This is a genomic window from Chitinophaga sp. 22620 (assembly GCF_052044405.1).
GTDB lineage: Bacteria > Bacteroidota > Bacteroidia > Chitinophagales > Chitinophagaceae > Chitinophaga.
The window spans coordinates 1,190,043-1,209,336 of the sequence record NZ_JBQEMV010000001.1 but is presented as its reverse complement, the minus strand read 5'-3'; the positions used below and the strand labels follow the sequence as shown (position 1 = coordinate 1,209,336).

12 protein-coding genes are annotated in these 19,294 nt (G+C 52.9%); 1 reads left to right on the top strand and 11 read right to left on the bottom strand.

The features are described 5' to 3' along the window. Positions 1 to 7: 7 nt before the first annotated feature. The 11 genes from ACTJIK_RS05130 to ACTJIK_RS05080 all read right to left on the bottom strand — a co-directional run bounded on the left by ACTJIK_RS05130 (position 8) and on the right by ACTJIK_RS05080 (position 18,390). On the bottom strand, positions 8 to 1,633 hold the full coding sequence (locus ACTJIK_RS05130) for a SusD/RagB family nutrient-binding outer membrane lipoprotein (RefSeq protein ID WP_440645278.1): 1,626 nt from the start codon (positions 1,631 to 1,633) through the stop codon (positions 8 to 10). A 4-nt stretch (positions 1,634 to 1,637) separates the two neighbouring features. Further along, positions 1,638 to 5,108 carry a SusC/RagA family TonB-linked outer membrane protein gene (locus ACTJIK_RS05125; RefSeq protein WP_440645277.1) on the bottom strand — a complete coding sequence of 1,157 codons (3,471 nt, stop codon included), beginning with the start codon at positions 5,106 to 5,108 and terminating at the stop codon, positions 1,638 to 1,640. Positions 5,109 to 5,459: 351 nt separating this feature from the next. Further along, positions 5,460 to 6,602, bottom strand: coding sequence for a FecR family protein (locus tag ACTJIK_RS05120; protein WP_440645276.1), 1,143 nt, complete (start codon positions 6,600 to 6,602; stop codon positions 5,460 to 5,462). Between the two features lie 68 nt (positions 6,603 to 6,670). Next, the gene (locus ACTJIK_RS05115; RefSeq protein WP_440645275.1) at positions 6,671 to 7,267 is read right to left on the bottom strand and encodes an RNA polymerase sigma-70 factor; all 597 of its coding nucleotides are present in this window, start codon (positions 7,265 to 7,267) and stop codon (positions 6,671 to 6,673) included. A 245-nt stretch (positions 7,268 to 7,512) separates the two neighbouring features. Continuing rightward, a complete protein-coding gene (locus tag ACTJIK_RS05110; protein WP_440645274.1) occupies positions 7,513 to 8,901 on the bottom strand; it encodes a 2'-5' RNA ligase family protein in 1,389 nt (462 codons plus the stop codon). A gap of 712 nt (positions 8,902 to 9,613) precedes the next feature. Continuing rightward, a complete protein-coding gene (locus ACTJIK_RS05105; protein WP_440645273.1) occupies positions 9,614 to 10,399 on the bottom strand; it encodes a TIGR00266 family protein in 786 nt (261 codons plus the stop codon). A 41-nt stretch (positions 10,400 to 10,440) separates the two neighbouring features. Then, positions 10,441 to 11,526, bottom strand: coding sequence for an SGNH/GDSL hydrolase family protein (locus ACTJIK_RS05100; RefSeq protein ID WP_440645272.1), 1,086 nt, complete (start codon positions 11,524 to 11,526; stop codon positions 10,441 to 10,443). A 139-nt stretch (positions 11,527 to 11,665) separates the two neighbouring features. Next, the gene (locus ACTJIK_RS05095; protein ID WP_440645271.1) at positions 11,666 to 15,223 is read right to left on the bottom strand and encodes an efflux RND transporter permease subunit; all 3,558 of its coding nucleotides are present in this window, start codon (positions 15,221 to 15,223) and stop codon (positions 11,666 to 11,668) included. A 29-nt stretch (positions 15,224 to 15,252) separates the two neighbouring features. After that, complete coding sequence (locus ACTJIK_RS05090) at positions 15,253 to 16,362, bottom strand: efflux RND transporter periplasmic adaptor subunit (protein ID WP_440645270.1); 1,110 nt, start codon at positions 16,360 to 16,362, stop codon at positions 15,253 to 15,255. 40 nt (positions 16,363 to 16,402) lie between these two features. Beyond that, positions 16,403 to 17,764 (bottom strand): TolC family protein, encoded by a 1,362-nt coding sequence (locus tag ACTJIK_RS05085; RefSeq protein ID WP_440645269.1) that lies wholly within the window; start codon positions 17,762 to 17,764, stop codon positions 16,403 to 16,405. 5 nt (positions 17,765 to 17,769) lie between these two features. Next, entirely contained in the window at positions 17,770 to 18,390 is a 621-nt protein-coding gene (locus tag ACTJIK_RS05080) for a TetR/AcrR family transcriptional regulator (protein ID WP_440645268.1), read from the bottom strand. A 192-nt stretch (positions 18,391 to 18,582) separates the two neighbouring features. On the opposite strand from ACTJIK_RS05080, the gene ACTJIK_RS05075 reads away from it, so the two are divergent. Beyond that, entirely contained in the window at positions 18,583 to 19,242 is a 660-nt protein-coding gene (locus ACTJIK_RS05075; protein ID WP_440645267.1) for a DUF502 domain-containing protein, read from the top strand. Positions 19,243 to 19,294: the final 52 nt, after the last annotated feature.

Here is a 19,294-nt window from a genome sequence, read left to right as displayed (position 1 = left end):
TTGATGATCACGGCATCCACCAGATCTTGCTGGTGAAGATATTGATCGTTCCCTGTGCGTTCACGTTGTTAGCATTCACAATGTATTCGTTCCTGTTGTACAGCAGCCTGAACGGCACAACATTCCCCACACGCTGCGGAGATACGGAAGCCGGAATATCCGGGAAGCGGCCGTTGCGCCGGTAATCCGTCCATGTTTCGAGCGGTTCGATACCGTTGAAGGCCATATATTTCTGGTACATCAGCAGCTTATACTTATCCGGGGCAGCCGCCCAGCTTACTCTGGGATTAGCGATCTGCTGCGCATACCATGTGTCGAAAATCGCATCGGACAATGCGGGCATAGTGGAATTCCCGCCTGCATTCAGCCAGCGGAAAGATTCCTTTACAGCTTCTTTGTACGCCGTTTCCGCATCCCCCGGTATCCATCCGCGCTGCACGGCTTCCGCCTGCAAAAATTTACTTTCGATGCTGGTCATGATCCAATCCGCCATATCGCGGCCTTTGATGATGCCTTTCGCTTCCGGTTTCACGATATCATTGTTGCGCGAGCCGCCTACAGCGGACACATAGGTATTACCCTGGTAAGGGTACGCGGACGCGTTGATAAAATTCCCATACTGGTTGCCCCTGAATTCCTGCGGGCCGGGCTGCGCAAAGGGTTCCGGCGCACCGGCCGGCAGTGGCAGGTCTACCGTGCTGTAGAACAATCCAAGGCGCGGATCGTCATCTCCTTTCAACAGGTTCATCGCGTAAACGTTCGCATGCGCCCAGTCGTATGAGCCTACCTGCAGCAGCGCATCGAAATCGCCGCCGCCATACTGGTTGTGGTTGGAAAAGCAGCCGAAGTAATAAGACAGGTTTTTCCCCAGCATATACCCCGGATTTATAGATGCATCCTTCCCGCTTTCCAGGAAACCGCTGCCTTCGCTCATGATCTTCGCGACCTCCGCGCTGATATACGCCGCGCGGTCGGAACGGTTGGCCTGGTGTACCAGCAACCGCAGCTTGAGCGTGTTGATGAACCTCAGCCAGCTGGGCTGATCGCCGTGGAACATGATATCCGCGATCGTGATCTTGAGGTTGTTGTTCACGTTCGCCTCTTTAATAAGCCGGGATGCGGTATCCAGCTGGCGCATCATCGATTCATAGATCAGCTTCGCATCGTCATACCGCGGCTGCAACACCCTGGCATCAAATGCGTCGGTGTACGGCATGTTGTTCACCACATCTGTGACGCGCTGGAATTGCACTACTTTCAGCGCTTTCGCTATGCCGGCGTAAAATGTCTGCCCCAGCTCCATAGACCTGGCTTCCAGGAAAGGCAGCTCAGGGCTCACCTGCCCGGGAAAGATGCCCATTTCGGCGGCCGGCCGGTTATAGGTTACCAGCGAATGCCCAGCGGGAAACTGGTAATAGCACCAGTAGCCCATCCAGTGTTGCAGGAACCGCGTATTCATAGCGGCAACGCTCCGCTCCATCACCGGCGCGAGCATAAGGTCCGGCGTAACTTCTGTATTGGTAAGGTCGCGGGGGTTATAGTTCACATCCAGCCAGCCTTTTTTGCAGCCGGCTGCCAGCAGCGCCAGGCAAAGCACGTACAGGATTTTTTTATATGAAGAACGCATCATCATCTTTTTAAAATTTAAGTCCTACTGTAAAACCATATAATACCGTTCCGGGTAAAGTCGTGTTATCGGAACTGCCGCCTGACAGATTATTCGGCACCGATGTGAACTGGCGCTGACCGGGGCCTTTGATCAGCCCGGGATCGCCGTTGATGTTGGAAGGAGGATAGATGGAAAAGAGGTCTCTTCCATACAGGCTGCACACCATGTCTTTCAATATTCCTTTTTTGAAAGGAAGCGTATACTGGAACGCAACTTCGCGCAATTTCCAGAAAGCCGCGCTGGTAAGGCCGTGCAGGTTCACCTGTGAAAAGCGGGAATACAGTTCCTGGCTGGTGTTGCTCACTGCCACGTCTTTATTCTCCACATACTTCCCCGTGCCATCGTCATACACGGAATTCGGGAATACGTAACGTTCCCTGCCATTGAGCGTGGTGAGCGTATGCAAGCCCGTCCACAGACCAATGTCTGTGCTGAATTTATGATCATAACCGCCGAGATAATCGAACAGGACGCTGGCAGAGAAATTCTTCCAGTTAAAGTTCAGACCGATAGAGGCTGCATATTTCGGCAAGGTTCTTCCGCGCAGGGAAAACTCTTCATAGCCCTGCGCTTCCGGGAGACCTGTTACTTTATCCACAATCACACGGCCCCGGGGGTCGCGCACCCAGTCGCGGAACGCAAAAGAAAATGCATGTGATCCCTCGCGCGCATAATATTCCTGGTTGGCATCCTGCACCGGGAACAGTCCGTTGTATATTTCCGTGAGATGCAGCACTTTGTTATCGTTGATCGCAAAGCGGCCTTCCACGGTTAACGCCATTTTGTTCGGCAGCTGGAACAGCGGGTCCATTTTCACGTCGATCTCCAAACCGTTGTTACGAAAATTACCGGCGTTATCGATGCTGGGATAACCGCTGAGCCAGGAATTCGATACGTTCAGGATCACCGAGTTATTACGCTGGTAGTAGTAGGTGATATCGGCGGTGAAACGGTCGTTGAGAAAGGAAAAGGCGGCGCCGTATTCCTGGGAGATCACTCTCTCCGGTTTTAGCAAGGGGTTGGGATTATCCGGGTAAAAGGCATATCCAAGCAGGAACTCGCCGGTGCTGTTGTTCACATACGGATACCCGCTCAGCAGGCCAAGCGTGCGCTCCGACTGATAAGGAGTAATGTTCATGTTGGCGGATTGTGCTACGGATGCGCGTAAACGTGCGGTGGTAAGCCATTTCCAGCTCTTCATCACCGGGAAGATGTCCGTCAGCACCGCGGAGGCGTTTGCGCCGAAATACATATCCTGCCCGCGCGCTACCTTCGCCCGTTTGGAATCCCATTCGTTTCGGCCGGTCAGCTCCAGGAAAATACGGTCTTTATACCCCATCGTTACATTCCCGAATAAGGACCATGATCTTGATAACACAGCAATTTCCTCTGCGGGCGTGAGATAGCGGTAGAAAGCGAGGTTGTATACCGGCACTACCAGTTCCGTACCGGCTTTGACCTGCTTATAATAGTTCTCGCGGATGGTATTGCCAATGTTCGTGCGGATGAGAAAATTCCCGGGATGATGAATGGTAGAGATAACAAGGTCATTATTGACAGAGGTGCTCACATTCATGTCCTCCGACACCGATGCAAGCCGGTCGTACATCTTGTTCGGGTCCTGCGCTGCGAAGTCGGAAAAATAAAGCGGCTTTACCGTGCCTTTTCCGAATGCGCCGGTATAGTTGATACCCGGTTGCTCGCGGATGTTCAGCCAGCTGAAGGGTTTTATTTCCAGCACAAGATTGCCGGACACCGCGTTGGTGGTGGATTTGGAGCGGCGATTGTCTATCTGCTCATACGGACTGATCCCGTTCCAGTACCGGTCGTGATGCGACCAGTGATCGTTCAGATAATCTTTGTATCGCAGCAGCGGGATGAAAGTAGGCAATCCCTGCACGTTATCCGCTATGTCCGGCCCGCGGTCGTCCGTAGTGCGGGCGTAATTGACGTTCAACCTTACATCTACCAGGCCGAAGCTGCGGCTGGTGTTCAGCAACACGGTAGACTGCTGCTGCTTGTCTTTCGGCAGCAAACCCGTTTGCAATGCATGGCCAAGGCCGAGATAAAAAGAGGAGCGTGCATCCGATCCGGAGAACGAGAGGTTATTACGCACCATTTGCGCTACCTGCATGAATTTGCGCGCGTCTTTTGTGTCGCGGTAAGGCACCATCTGCGTTTCGCCATTTTCATCGGGATAACCGATCGGCACCAGCGAGCCATCGTACCTGGGGCCCCATCCGTACGTAGACCGTGAGTCGAAAATACCGTTACCGAATTCATCCGTCAGGCCCGAGCCGGTGCCGAAAGTATGTTGCCTCCGCTGGCGGCGGTAATCTACCCGCTGGAAGGAAGTATTGCTGCGGAAATTGATGGAAGGCTTGCCCATCTGGCCTCTCTTCGTAGTGATGATGATCACGCCGTTAATGCCCTCGGGGCCGTACAAAGCTGTACCATTGGCGCCTTTCAGCACGGTGATATTCTCAATGTCCGCGGGGTTGATGTTGTTGATGAAGTACATCACCTGCTGTGCGGCCGTCTGGTCCGTGCCGAAAGAAAGCGGCGCGCCGTTGAGGATGAACATCGGCTGGTTGTTGCTGTTCTGGCCGAAAGAACGGATGCCTCGCACGAGGATGCGCATTTCCGGCGTCATGTCCGAGCTTTGGGTGGTGATGGTCATACCGGAAACTTTACCGATAAGACCTGTGAGCAGGTTGCCGGAATTGGCTTTGTTGATCTCTTCGCCGCTCACTTTAGCGATGGAGTAACCCAGCTCTTTCGTGCGTTTTTCGATGTTGTAGGCGGTTATCTGTACTTCATTCAGCTTGATGTCTGATTTAACAAGCCGGATCACCCAGCTCCCATCGTCGCGCGGTGAAACATCTCCGGTCTTGCCTTTTTTATATGGCTGGCCATTGCGGATGCCGATCTCTGTGGATGTATATCCAATGGCGGAAATGGCTATGGTGGCTCCGTCCGGAACGCCGCTTAATGAAAAGCTTCCGTCGCCCAGGGCGGAGGTTGCCTTTGAAGAGCCGCGTACCGCGATGGTTGCGCCGGGAACGGGCCTTCCTTCCATGTCCAGTATCAGGCCTTTGAGATCGGCTACTACGGGCAGCAGTTCTTTCAGGGTTGAAACGATGTCTGCCTGCCGGAACAGCACGATGGTCTTATTATTGAAGCTGAAGCTGAGCGATTGCTGCTGAAGCACTTTGCCCAGGAAGACGTCCAGCGGCATATCCTGCGCATGGATGGTCACCGGCTTTGCATTTTTCAGCAGGCCGATGTTGTAGAATACGACGTAACCGGTTTGCTCTTCGATAACGGAGAGCACCTTGCGCAGGTCTGCCCGCTGGCCGGAGAAGGTTACGGTCTGCGAGCGGACGGAGGCATGTACGCCGAGGAATGCCGTGAATAGCAGTATGAATGTGAGTTTCATCGCTTTATAAAAAATACTTCCAGCGGTGCGATGGGGGCTCCCGGGGGTCGCGCTCATCGCTTTATAAAAAATACTTCCAGCGGTGCGATGGGGGCTCCCGGGGGTCGCGCTCATCGCTTTTAAAAGGTTGGTCTTTGTGCCGCGCCGCTTCCCGGAGACGCTGCATGGAGCTTCCGGAGCAGGCACAGGCTCGTGCTTACAAAGAGCTGTTTTTTGCATAGCTTTGCATTGGTTGATAAGTAAATAAACAATTGACGTTGAACTTGATTGTTACGATCTGTCAGCCATCCACCGTTCCGGGTCCTAAGCCGGAGCGGTTTTTTTATACTGATTAGAATCTGGTTGTTATACTCATTCGTGCGTTACGATCAGTGTCTTTCCCTCGAGCCTGAAATGCACGCCTGTTTTTTCCAGGATGCTCAGCACCCCGGCCAGTGTGAGATCACGGCCGATCTTTCCACCGAACCCGATATCCGGTACGCCTTTTTCATATACTACGCTGATATCGTACCAGCGGGCCAGCTGCCGCATTACATCGTCCAGCGAAGCACCGTCGAAATTGAAAAGACCTTCTTTCCAGGCTATTGCCTGTGTTGCGTTCTTTGCCTGTATGACGCGGATGCCGTCATCCCCCGTTACTACAGCCTGCTGGCCGGGAGATAATACCGCGCTGCCACCGGCGTTGCTTACGCGCACGGCGCCTTCGAGCAAGGTTGTCTGCATGGCGGGCTCATCCGTATACACATTCACGTTGAAGCTGGTTCCGAGCACTTCGATGCGGTTGCCCTGCCGCAGGGAGACCACGAAAGGCTGCTGTACATCCTGTTCGATCTCAAAATAGGCTTCCCCGGAGACTTCCACCAACCGCTCCTTCCCGGCAAACGCCGTAGGATAGCGGATGGACGAAGCCGCATTCAGCCACACCTTACTGCCATCCGGCAGAATGAGCCTGAATTGACCGCCCCGGGGCGTGCTCAGGGTGTTGTACACGATAACGTTCTCTTTCCCCTGTACATCGTACTGGAGCTGGCCGCCCTGTTGCAGTACGGTGCTCTGCCCCTGTTGCAGGGTTTTACGGCCACTATCCAGCGGCACCACGGAACCGTCATGCAAAGTCAGCGTAGCCCTCGTCGTACCGGGCGTTACGTCCGCCAAAGAAGTTTTAACAGTGGGGGAACTTTGCTGCCAGTAGAAATAACCCGCGATACCGGCGAACAACAGGATCATCGCGGCATATCGCAGCCACAGGGGAATCCGGCGCACGCGAGGTGTGTTCCCGATCCCGCGGTTCACCCGTTCAGTGATGAGGTCGCGCAATGCCAGGTTCTCCTTCTCTTCATAACGGCCCTCCTGCCAGTCCTCTTCCATGGCCTTTTCCAACAGGTGGTCATACTCCCCGCTGTGAAGCATCCGGAGGAACGCTGCTTTGTCGGCAGCAGACAGGTTGCCCGTAACATATAGTTCCAGTAAAGCGATGAACCGCGTTTCATCCATAGCGTAGATATTGGCTTCTACGGATAAAGACGCAGCGAAAACGAGGGAGGGTAGTTCAGCGGAGAATTTTATTTTCTACCAAACATCCCGGCAAACAGCAGGATGACCATCAGTCCGTCGCCGCCATGCTCATGGAGGTAATTGCGGAGGAAATGTAATGCTTTCACGATATGGTCTTTCACCCCATTGCGGGAAATGTTCAGCATGGCTGCAATCTCTTCATAGCTTTTCCCTTCCATCCTGCTTAACGTGAATACTTTTTTACGCGCAGGGGGGAGAGCCTCGATCCCCTTGGCGACGAGCGCGCTGGCTTCTTTGTAGATCAGCGGGTGATCGGGGAGGATCGTATCTTCCTCCCATTCTCCCGGTTCAGCGGATATAATGGGGCGGGCTTTCTTTTTACGGAGCTCGGAAAGTATCCCGTTACGGGCAAGGATGAACAGCCATCCATCAAAATTGACTACGGAAGGGAGTTGCGTGCGGTTTTGCCATACTTTCAAAAAAACGTCCTGCGTAAGCTCCTGGGCGTCTTCCGCAGACCGGAGATAGGTGAGCGCGAGGGTATATACCTTATTCCAGCGGGCATGCAGGAGGCTGTTAAACGCCTGCCTGTTCCCTGCCGCAACAAGAAGCAACATGTCCCTTTCAATCGTCTGATGCTGCATATAAAGCCCCCGGTGATGGTTGATCAGGCGTAAAATAAGAAATAAAAGCAAGTTCCGCCATCCCTGTATTGCAGGGTCTCCCCCGGAGATTATGGGATCAATACCATTGCGGATACCATTGACGACGAGCTACGACCGGGACCATGCGAAATTCAGGGGTGGATAATGGCGTTGCCGGACAACGGCAAAAAAAATTCCGGACCCTTTTACAAGAGTCCGGAATGACTATTTTCCATCGTTCATTCTCAGGCGCCGCCCAGTTTGCATTTCTGCAATACTTCCCATGATTTGCCGTTGTGGCGGAGGAAGTACAGGTTGTTCACTTTGAATGAAGCTTTGTATTCTTTGTTTTCGTACTCGGGCCATGCCTTTTCGAACTGTGCGTCTTCAAGATCTTTGAAGGCAACGGTTACGTGCGGGGTGAAGCCTGTACGTGCCAGCATGGTGCTGAAGCCGAATTCTTTTCTCAGGAAGTTGATCAGCTGGCGGTGCATTGCGCTCATGGTCTCGCTTTTCTCCACGTTAATGAAGAGTACGCGGTTCTGTTTGTTCGGGAATGTACCGAAGCCGTTCAGTGATACTTCGAAAGGCGCCTGTGTTTTGGCGAATTCGGTCAGTTCTTCGCAGAATGCTCTTTCCAGGCTGGGGTCTGCGGTGAAAGGAACCTGCAGAGTGATATGCGGGAGCACTTTCAGGGCGTACATCGGTCCGTATTGTTCTGCAAAATCCTGTTTTATCTTGATTATTTCTTTACCTACTTCAGCTGTGGGCAGAAGGGCGATGAAATAGATCTTGTTATCTGGTTTGGGTGCGCGATTGAAGCCGCCGGGTCTTCCCTGGCTGCGTTGGAAGCCACCGCCTCCGCCGCCGCGGTTGAAGCCGCCGCCACCACCGCCGCGGTTGAAACCACCGCCTCCGCCGCCGCCACGATTGTAGCCGCCGCCACCACCGCCTCGGTTGTAGCCTCCGCCACCGCCGCCGCGATCGTAACCACCACCACCGCCGCCACGGTCATATCCACCGCCGCCGCCGCGATCGTAGCCTCCGCCACCACCGCCTCGGTTGTAGCCGCCACCACCGCCACCGCGGTCGTAACCACCACCACCGCTGCCGCGGTCGTAACCACCACCACCGCCGCCGCGGTCATATCCGCCGCCGCCGCGGTCGTAACCACCGCCGCCGCCGCCACGGTCGTAGCCGCCGCCACCGCGGTTATAGCCACCGTCTCCGCCACGATCACGATTGTAGCCGCCATCGCCGCCACGGTCGCGGTTGTAACCACCGCCGCCGTCGCGGTCGCGGTAACCACCGCCACCGCCTTCGTTGCGCGGGGTGTATCCACCGGTTTCGCGGTTATAGGCGCCTTCACGGTTAAAGTTGGGGCCTTCTCCGCCGCTGTTGTTCATGCCATCGCCACGGGGAGTGTAACCGCCACCGCCGTCATTACGGGGACGGTAGCCGCCTTCACGTGGAGTATAGCCGCCTTCACTGCGCGGAGTGTACGGACGATTTTCGTCTTTGCCAAATTCGGGTTTCTTGGAATTACCGCCTTCCTGGTCTTGGTTGGGTTCTTGCTGATCTCTGTTGTAGCCAGGAGAATACTTTCGGGGGCGTTCGTTTCTCTCAAAATTCATCTTACTTGATTAAGCGTGTTTGAAGCAATTTTCAATGATTTCATAAAAATGAAATTCACCTACTTGTTTAGGTTTTATAATAAGGCGCCGGTGAGTCACCCGCATAACGTCGGGATAAATTGATCGTTTTTTTCAATACAAATACCGGCTTCCGTTTAATACGTATTTTTCTCTAACATTTTTTTCGGAACAGCAAAGATAATTTAGCGCCGCTTGCATTACAATTTTTTCGCGGAAATTTTAAAATTATACCTCTCAGCCATCTCGACAGGAAATTTAAGGTAGTTGTTTATGGTTAACCGGAATATCTCCTAAAACCCCTTATAGGTCTACCGTTAATAATGCCCTGGAATTTAATTATGCCTGGGATTCACCTGAAATTTTCAACATGAGTAAGTTTTTCAATCTTATTCATAGCACCAGGATAAATTGTCTTTCATCCGCGCCAGTGTTATTACTGTAGTGGCACCCACACAGTGCCAGCCGCTGTTTCAGACTCTAATATACAAAAAAATCCGGTGTATCTGGTTAAGCCTCCGGGCAATATTAAGACAATAGTAGCAATCTGTTCGTTAATTATTTGCAAAAAATCGATGAATGGCCGACTTTTTTACAAATATACCGGTCTTTCAACGATACGGCACCGCGGGGAGAGCATTCCTGCTCCTCCCCGCTATCTGGCCTTAATTAATTGAAATTCAGCTCCATATCATCAATCTCCATCCAGCAGGTTGCCCAGGCCGCCCAGTATGCTGCCTTCTTCTTTCCTTGCCCCTGTTCCATACGCCAGCACCCTGCTTGCCAGGCGGCTGATGGGCAGGCTCTGCAACCATACTTTTCCAGGGCCTCTCAGCAAGGCGAAAAACAGGCCTTCGCCGCCAAATACCACGTTCTTCACACCGCGCACGAATTCAATATCGAAATCCACCTGCTGGGTGTAAGCCACCACGCAACCTGTATCCACTTTCAGCACTTCGCCGGGCTGCAGTTCTTTTTCGATCACATAACCGCCTGCGTGTACGAACGCCAGGCCATCGCCTTCCAACTTCTGCATAATAAAGCCCTCGCCACCGAATATACCAGTGCCCAGCTTGCGCTGGAATTCGATGCCCACGTTCACCCCGCGCGCGGCGCAGAGGAAAGCATCTTTCTGGCAGATCACTTTGCCGCCCAGCAAACGCAGGTCCATGGGAATGATCTTGCCGGGATAAGGCGCCGCAAAGCTCACGCGCTTTTTACCCTGGCCAACGTTTGTAAATGCGGTAATGAAGAGGCTTTCCCCGGTGATCAGGCGTTTGCCCGCGCTCATGAGCTTGCCGAAGAAGCCCTGCTGCGCGCCTGAACCGTCTCCAAAAAGGGTTTCCATTTTGATTTCCTGGTCCATCATCATAAAACTGCCGCTTTCCGCTACTGCGCTCTCCTGCGGGTCCAGTTCTATTTCAACTATTTGCATCTCCTCACCGTGGATCCGGTAGTCGATTTCATGATTCTTTAGCATAGGTTTAAATTGCCTTTAAAGATAGCAAGTTACGAATTTGGTCATTTCGCAGGCGCGGATTTTTTCATCAGCTTTTCCAGCAAAGGCAGCATCACTTCGGCCTGGCGCATGAAGCCGAGGTCAGTGAGATGCGTCCCGTCTATCGTCGCTTCATGATCGTGCCCGATCAGGCCTGTGGCCGGCAGGTAATACAGTTGTTTGAAACCTTCGCTCTTCAGTTTCGTATAGACATCACGGATAACATCGTTCTTCTCTTTGACAACTTTTCCAACTTTCAGATCGAAATATCCATGCTCGCGGAATGCTGTTTCTACGAGTAAAACGGGCACTTCCGGCCGTTTGGTGAGCAGGTGTTTGATGAAAGGGTAAGCCCTTTCCCTTATCTCTTCAGCTGAAGGGTTCGGGATGCAGTCCAGCACGAATACTTTCGCAGGCATGGTGGCCAGCAGCTCCGCCACGGGGAATTCCATTTTACCGTTGCCGCTGTAGCCGAGGTTGATGAATTCCCAGCCTGTTCTGCGCTGGAGGATGGCGGGATAGGCCATGCCAGCGCGGCTGGCGGAAGCGCCCTGCAAAATGCTGGAACCATAGATCACCACGCGCCTGGTGGTATCCACCGCGGGTTTTTCAACGCGCGAGATCGATGCGCCGGGCGCCACGCCTATTTCCAGCGATGTAACCTGGTTGTAGATGGGAAGGTACAGGAGGAACTGCTTCATGGCCGTATCCATGTCAGATACAAGGGGGCCCTCGTTCAGCGTATCCTTGTCTCCCGGCCGGCCCACGCCGCACCATTGCCAGCGGCCTTTGTTCAGGCAATACAGGTCCAGCCCGCTGTGCGCGATGGGAGTAATATTGGCGTAGAACAGCCCTTTCGCCAGCTGCCAACGGGCACGGATATACGGCGAGTTGGTCTGGAAAAGCACGGCAATACCGGCGCTGTGGGTGCTGAGATATTTCACGGCCTGGGTCATGGGCCTGGTCTGCACCGTGTCCAGCCGTACGTATACGGGGTCGGTGGGCAGCCCTTTGCCAATGAACTGGAAATTACGGGCATCGGTGTAAACGGGCTTTTCCTGTGCCATGGCGCAGGCGGAGCAGAGCAGCAGTAAGAAGAATAATCGCATGGGAATTGTTTTCAGGTTTCGAAAAATAGTAATTATTCCCGCAGCCACATAAAAAAAACCGTCCCGAGGAATCGGGACGGTACTTGTTAACCTACAACTGTTACACTGTTTGCTCTGATATTAAGAAAAAACAGTCCGTTTAATGCATTACTACTCCTTTGGCGGATTTGGCCTTTTCTTTATCAGGCTCTTCTGCCTGGTGGTTAAAGAAATTATAAGGACGTGGTGAAACATAGTTCAGATCATGCAGCTTGCGCACTGTTTCCTTTTTGGAAAGCAGCTTGAGGATAAGCACCAGGAACGGTACATATTTCAGGCCGCGCGGCAGGCCGTAAACGTCCAGCACATCGATGCTGCGCTTGTTCATGGCGTACATCACCGGCACCAGTACGAGGGTGAGGAATGTGGCGAAGATGAGGCCGAACACCATGGTCCAGGCCAGCGGTCCCCAGAAGGCCACGTTGTCGCCACCAAAGAATATGTGCGGGTTGAATTCGTCGAACAGGGTCCAGAAGTCGATGTTCAGGCCTACTGCCAGCGGAATCAGACCGAGGATGGCGGCGATAGCGGTGAGCAGCACGGGCGTCATACGCGTTCTGCCTGCTTCCACCACGGCTTCGTTCACCGGTACGCCCTGCATGGTGAGCAGGTCGGTGAATTCCACGAGCACGATACCGTTACGGGCAACGATACCCGCGAGGGCCATGATACCCACACCGGTCATTACGATGGAGATGTCCATACCGAAGATGGCAAAGCCCAGGAACACGCCGATGATACTAAAGAGGATTTCCAGGAAAATGATGAATGAACGGCCAACAGAGTTGAACTGGGTCACCATGATGAAGAAGATGAGGCCGACAGCGCCCAGCATCGCAACCACGAGGAAGTTCATGGTCTCTGCCTGGTCTTCCTGCTCCCCGGTCATTTTCACGGTGATGCCGTCCGGCGGGCTGAAATCCAGCACGGCGGCGTTGATGGCGGCCACTACTTCGTTCGCGTTGAAGCCGGTGAGTATGTTGGAATACAGGGTTACCACGCGTTTGTCGTCCTTACGTTTGATGCCAGCATAAGTATTGGAATAACGGATATCAGCTACCGCGCTCAGGGGCACCTGCCTGATAGCCCCGCCCATGTTCATGTCGCGGTAGGTCAGGTTCAGGTTCATGAGGGTGTTGATATTGTTACGCTGGTCTTCCTGGAGGCGCACGATGATGGGATAATCATCTTCCGGGTCGCGGAACTTGGAAATTTCCGTTCCGAACAGCGCGGTACGCAGCGCACCGCCGATCTGGCCGGTGGAGATACCTTCCCGGTTTGCCCTTTCACGGTCTATCGATACCACGATCTCTGGTTTATTGCTCTGGAAGTCGCTTCTCAGCTCTTCCACACCGCCGATCTGGAGGCTGTCCAGGTAACGCTTCAGGCGTTCTGAAGTACCGGCAAGCAGCTCAAAGTCATCGCCGGTGATCTCGATATTGATCGGTTTACCGGTCGGGGGGCCGCCTTGTTCCTGTTCAACGGTAATGTCCGCACCTGGTACGCCTTTCACGGCGGCGCGGATCTCGTCCAGGTACTTCACGGTGCTTTGCCCGTTACGTTTGGCGAATTCTACGAATGCTACCGTCACTTTACCCTTATGCGGCTGCACGCTCATATCCATCTGGCTGGGATCGCCCGCGCCAACGGCTACGTTGGAGATGATGGATTTCACCAGCGGGTTCTTGGTGCCGCCCACTACTTTGGTCACTCTTTGCTCGATGACATTGGTAATGGAGTCCGTCACTTTCTGATCTGTACCGATCGGCAATTCGATGTATGCGTAAATAAAGTTAGGATCTGCCTGCGGGAAGAACACCACTTTCGGGCTGCGGATGGCGGTGAGCATGATGCTGAACACCAGCAGGCCGAAGGTGCCGAGGAGGATAAATACCGGGCGCCATCCTATAATGGCCCAGCTGAGCACTCTCCTGTAGCGGTTCTGCACACGGGGCCAAATGTTGGTCTGGAATTTCCTTGCAACGCCGCCGAGCCAGAAACGCTCCAGTACTACCAGCAGGTAAATGAAAAATACGATATTGCCAGCACCGAAGCTGATGCCGTAGCTGATGAGCGCTATAAGGGCAAACACAACGGTAACGATGGTGAACTTCCTGTCGAAGCGGGGTTTGGGATGATCATCCCCTTCATGGCGGTCCATGAAGTCTACCGCGAACACGGGGTTGATGATATAGGCCACCACCAGCGAAGCCAGCAGCGTTACGATCAGCGTGACCGGCAGGAATTTCATAAAGCTGCCGATAATACCCGGCCAGAACAGCAGCGGGAAGAATGGCGCCAGTACGGTGAGCGTACCCGAGAATACGGGCAGGAACACTTCTCCCGCCGCTATTTTCGCGGCTTTTACGATACCAAGGTCCCGCCGCTCATAGAATATACGGTGTACGTTCTCGATCACCACGATCGCATCGTCTACCACGATACCTAAGGCCAGCAGGAAGGAGAACAGCACCATCATGTTGAGGGTGTAGTCCATCATATTCAGCACCACGAAGGCGATGAACATGGAGATGGGCACGGAAGCCGCAACAAATATGGCGTTCACGGCGCCCATGAAGAACATGAGCACGAGGGTCACGAGTATGAAGCCGATGATGATGGTATTGATCAGGTCGTGCAGGGTTACGCGGGTGGATTCACTCTGGTCTGCAGTGATGGTCACATCCAGGCCTTTAGGCAGGTAGCCGCCCTTCATCTCTTCCACGATCTTCGCAATCTTGTCGGATGCGTCGATCAGGTTCTGGCCGCTTCTTTTGATCACGTTCAGCGTGATTACGCTTTTGCCGTTCAGGCGGGCATAAGATTCCTGCTCTTTAAAATCATCCTTCACATCGGCAATGTCGCGCAGGTACACTACAGCGCCCGATGCGCCGCGTATCACGATGTTCCTGATCAGGGTGGGGTCTTTGTATTCACCCTTCACTGCAAGACTGCGCTTTTGCCCGTCCATGCTCACCTGTCCGCCGGAAATCGTCCTGTTTTCAGCGGCAACCGCGGCAGCTACGTCGTCAAAGCTGATGCGGGCCGCATCCATTTTGTATTTATCCAGGTCGATATGGATCTCCCTGTCCAGCGCGCCCACAATGTCCACGCGGGTGATCTCTTTCAGGCTTTCGATCCTGTCCTGCATTTCATCCGCATATTTCTTCAGCGTTTGCAGGTCGAAATCACCGCTCATGTTCACGTTCATGATCGGTATCTGCGACACATCTATCTGGATCACCTGCGGTTCCTGCCCGTCTTCCGAAAGGTTGGTGGGCAGGTCAGGCTTTGCTTCGTCTATTTTTTCCCTCACCTTGTTGGCGGCCGCTTCAAGATCTTCATCGGGATTGAATTCGATGGTGATGGCGGAGTAGTCCTGGATGGAGGTACTGGTGATCTTTTTTACCCCGGAAATGGATTTGAGTTTTTTCTCAATCGGTTTTGTAACCAGGGTTTCCATGTCTTCCGGTGATGTACCGAAATAGATGGTGGATATATAGAACTGCGGGAACACTACCTCGGGGAATTGTTCCTTGGGCATGCTATTGTAAGCCAGGAAACCGGCGATCGTAATAATAAGGGTGGCCACATAAATGCTCACCTTATTATCGATCGCCCAGCTGGTGGGCTTAAACTCTTTTTCTAAGTCCTTCATCGGTTAAATTTTAAAGATGGCAAACCTGGTTACAATTTGATAAAGTCGTTATCATTCAGGCCCTGGAAGCCGGTGGTAATGATCCTGTCCCCGTCTTTCAGGCCGGACCTGATCTCAGCTTTGTCGTTATAAGTACGGCCCAGCTCAATGTTCGTGCGTACGGCCTGCAGTTTATTGCCTTCGCCTTTCACAGTCATTACATATGGTTTACCGAGTGAATACTGGATCACGTTTACGGGTACAACGATCGCGTCTTTTGCACGGTAGTCCACGATGCGCAGCTGTGCGATCATGTTGGGGTGCAGGTCTGCCGAGGGTTTCAGCGGGATTTCCACGTTAATGGTGCGGCTCAGCGGGTCGATCACCTTGGAAGCGAAGCCGATGCGGGTGCGGATCTCTTTCTGGATATCCGGCAGGGTCACGATCACTTCGTCGCCGGTTTTTACGCGGCCTGCAAATGATTCAGCGATGCTGGCCACCACACGGAGGTTGCTGCTGTTCACCACGCGGAAGGCGGGCTGGCCGGGGGCGGCGTTGTCGCCTATTTTAGCGATCACCGCATCTACCGTACCGTTGATGGGAGATATGATGCGGGTGAGGGCCTGCTGTTCTTTCAGTGTGCTCAGCCTTCTTTCCAGGCTTTCCACGTTCGATTTGGCATTCAGGTATTGTACTTCGGAACCGATCTTTTGTTTCCAGAGATTTTCCTGCTTGGTGTACAACGTTCTGGCAAGGTCCAGCTGGGTCTGCAATTCGGCAATACCGGCGCGTGCTACCTGGTCGTCCACCTGTGCCAGTGCCTGACCTTTGGCAACCCGCTGGCCTTCTCTCACGTAAATGGCTTTGATGATACCACCGCTTTGCGCGCCTACGTTCACATTCTCGCGGGCATCCACATTACCCTGGATATCGATGAAATGTTCGAATACCGTGTCCTGTATGCTGGCAATGGTTACGGTCTTGGTTTTCACGGAAGAATCGCCGGCTTTCAGCTCTTTTTCGAGGGTGGAGATCTCCAGGTCCAGTTTGGCCTTTTGCTGTTTCAGCTGCTGGAGTTTCTCGGTTTTGTTCACCTCTCCGCCGCCGCAGGCAGCCAGGATGAGGGTAGCAAGGGGGAGAATCAAATATCTTTTGGTCATTGTATGATAGATTTAAGGCGGATGTTAAATAGGTTGAAGATTAGAGTTTACCGTATGCTTTCAGGTAATCGATGCGTGCCACAATTACTTCGTACAAAGTATTAAAGTAAGCGTTCTGCGCCGTAAGCAATGCGGTTTCAGCATTGATCACTTCCAGGCTCTCGCCTACCCCTTCCCTGTATTTAATGACCGTGGTTTCGTATACCTCTTTCGCCAGCTGCATATTCTCCTCCTGGTTTTCCAGGTTGGTAATATTGTTGCGCAGCGTGGTGGTGGAAGAAGTGCGGTCGAGATCTATCGAGTTACGCAGATTTTCCAGATCGAGGTCGGCCCGCTGCACTTCAATCATCGCCTGATCTACCTTACGCCTGCGTTGCATCCCCGTAAAAATGGGCACTTTCAGGTTCACGCCATAAGAAACATACCCGTACCAGCTTTGAGATTTAAAGTAATCAAATTCGTTGCTGGCCCTGGAAGCGCCGCCCTGGCCAAACAGCGACAGGGAAGGCAGCGCCTGGAGCCGGTATCTTTTCAGATCGTATTCATACGCTCTTTTCTGCGTTTCCTTCAATTGGTATTCGATGCGCGTATTGTATACAAACTGTCCGTCTTCCTGGATATCCGCTTTCAGCGCTTCGTTGCTGAGGGTATCCGTCAGCTCCAGCGGTTCTTTCATATTCATGCCCATGGAATATTTAAGCGAGGCGAGACCTACCTCGCGCAGGTTGCGCAGGCGGATCTCCTCTGACTTCAGGTTGTTGAACTGTACCACGAGGCGGTCTACATCCAGCTTCTCAACAAGGCCGTTTTTATAGATCTCCTGTGTTTCAGCCAGCGTTTTACCTAACCGGGCGATATTCTCGTTCATGATGGCAAGCACCTTATCTGTTGCCACCACATTGAAATAGGCTTTGTAAACACTGGCCTTCACTTCTATTTCAGACATCTGAACGCCCTGGCGCGCCAGCTGCTCCAGTGTTTTCCTCGCCTGGAGCGCTACCAGCACACTGGGGTCGAACACTACCTGGTTCACATCCACGGTGCCTACCACGTTGTACGACAGGCCGAAAGCGATGGGAACGGTAGTACCTTTGGGAACGGAAGGATCGAAGTTGCTGACGTCGAACAGTTGTTTCTGCAAGATGGGATTGTGCTGGAAAGTTCCGTTGCCGGATACCTGCGGCAGCGCGAGCCCGCTTACTTCCTTATTAACGGCTAACTGCTTCAGTTCGTCCAGCTTGGCGTTCCGTACCGCGTATTGATGCGAGATGGCATAAGCAACCGCTTCGCTGGCGGAAAAACGCGCGCCCTGCTGCGGCGGGGCCGCCTGCTGTGCGTGAGCGTAGGTGAATAATTGCGTCATCAGGCCGGTGAAGACGATGAGCTTCCATTTAAACTGCATATTACTTAGGATTTATTCGGGTAATCTTTGGATTTATATTTTTCAATTTCCTGGTATCCTTTCAGTGAAGCCACGCCGAACAGGAAGTGCTCCAGCAGCACCCGCTGCACTTTGGACATGTCGTACCCGTTCATCGGGAACAGGTCGGGCTGAAAGCAGAACATGGTGGAGGCGGTCCGGAAATGGCTCAGGATGTCGATATCGAGGTCAGGCCGGTACAACCCTTCCCTGATGCCGCGTTCCAGGTTCTCGCGGATCGTCTGCATCAGGAATACGTTCTTATGTTCTTCAAACAGCTGAAAGGCTTTGGCATGGAACTTCTGCAGGTCCATCATCACCACCGGGTTCATGTTCCGCAGCTTTTCCTCCAGCATTTTCATGACGAGGAACAGCTCTTCCACGGCATCCTTACTGTTGTTCCGGCTTTCGATGCATTGGTCCTGCATGAGCTTCAGGTGACGGCTGATCACATTCACCACCAGGTCGCTCTTATCCGCAAAATGGGCATAAAGGGTCTTTTTGGAAATCCCCATTTTAATGGCGATATCGTCCATGGTTATAGACCTGGTGCCGTATTGCCGGAACAGGTTGAACGCCGTATCTAATATTCGTTCTTGTACTTCCATTGGTTTATCTGGGCAAGGGGTGGTTAATTACACGGGCAAAACTATGGAAACTATTTAAACTGCCAAAGTTTCCATACTAAATTTTCTAACTTTATGACGAATGCATTTGGTCAGCCCGTACCGCAATTTGCCACCATGCCGGGGTTGTCCTGCCCAAATGCAGTAACTTTGCCCTTTCAATACCATATCATCATGTCTCCAAAACTGAGGTTCAGAGTACTGTTTTCCCGCATACTGCGCTATTTTTTCCAGGGTTTGCTGATCCTGGCGCCCATTGGCATTACCGCGTTCACGCTTTACTGGGGGTTTATATCTATAGACAACCTGTTGCCGAAGGACCTGGTGCCGGTGGACCATCCGCTGAATTTCCTGCGATATAAGGGGGTAGGGTTTGCGCTGGTGCTGATCCTGGTGGTGTTCGTGGGGTATCTCAGTTCCTCTTTTATCGTGGGACGGATGATCGATATGTTCGACCATTTGCTGGAGCGTACGCCATTTATCAAGTATATATATTCTTCTGTAAAAGATGTGTTTGATGCATTTGTGGGGGAGAAAAAGAAGTTCGACCACCCGGTGCTGGTGAATGTGTACGGGGAAGATGTGTGGGAGATGGGTTTTATTACGCAGGACGATGTGCGGGCATTGGGGCTGGAGGGGTATCTGGCGGTGTATGTTCCGCATGCGTATGCGATCACGGGCAAGGTGTTCATGGTGCGGAAGGAGAAGGTGAAACAATTGACGAATGTGAGTGCGGGCGAGGCGATGAAGTTCGCGGTGTCCGGCGGGGTGACGCATATTTCGGAACTGCCCGCTGTAGTGCATGAAACCGAGAAAATTAAACCTTCGCACTGATTTACAGGGAGTTAAATCTCCACATACAACAATTCATACATTCAACATTCAT

Bases quoted from the DNA above. Each gene is read 5' to 3' on its own strand.
- ACTJIK_RS05080 (WP_440645268.1), bottom strand. From the start codon at position 18,390: ATGGAAGTACAAGAACGAATATTAGATACGGCGTTCAACCTGTTCCGG.
- ACTJIK_RS05115 (WP_440645275.1), bottom strand. From the start codon at position 7,267: ATGCAGCATCAGACGATTGAAAGGGACATGTTGCTTCTTGTTGCGGCA.
- ACTJIK_RS05095 (WP_440645271.1), bottom strand. From the start codon at position 15,223: ATGAAGGACTTAGAAAAAGAGTTTAAGCCCACCAGCTGGGCGATCGAT.
- ACTJIK_RS05120 (WP_440645276.1), bottom strand. From the start codon at position 6,602: ATGGATGAAACGCGGTTCATCGCTTTACTGGAACTATATGTTACGGGC.
- ACTJIK_RS05125 (WP_440645277.1), bottom strand. From the start codon at position 5,108: ATGAAACTCACATTCATACTGCTATTCACGGCATTCCTCGGCGTACAT.
- ACTJIK_RS05130 (WP_440645278.1), bottom strand. From the start codon at position 1,633: ATGATGATGCGTTCTTCATATAAAAAAATCCTGTACGTGCTTTGCCTG.
- ACTJIK_RS05090 (WP_440645270.1), bottom strand. From the start codon at position 16,362: ATGACCAAAAGATATTTGATTCTCCCCCTTGCTACCCTCATCCTGGCT.
- ACTJIK_RS05105 (WP_440645273.1), bottom strand. From the start codon at position 10,399: ATGCTAAAGAATCATGAAATCGACTACCGGATCCACGGTGAGGAGATG.
- ACTJIK_RS05100 (WP_440645272.1), bottom strand. From the start codon at position 11,526: ATGCGATTATTCTTCTTACTGCTGCTCTGCTCCGCCTGCGCCATGGCA.
- ACTJIK_RS05085 (WP_440645269.1), bottom strand. From the start codon at position 17,764: ATGCAGTTTAAATGGAAGCTCATCGTCTTCACCGGCCTGATGACGCAA.
- ACTJIK_RS05110 (WP_440645274.1), bottom strand. From the start codon at position 8,901: ATGAATTTTGAGAGAAACGAACGCCCCCGAAAGTATTCTCCTGGCTAC.
- ACTJIK_RS05075 (WP_440645267.1), top strand. From the start codon at position 18,583: ATGTCTCCAAAACTGAGGTTCAGAGTACTGTTTTCCCGCATACTGCGC.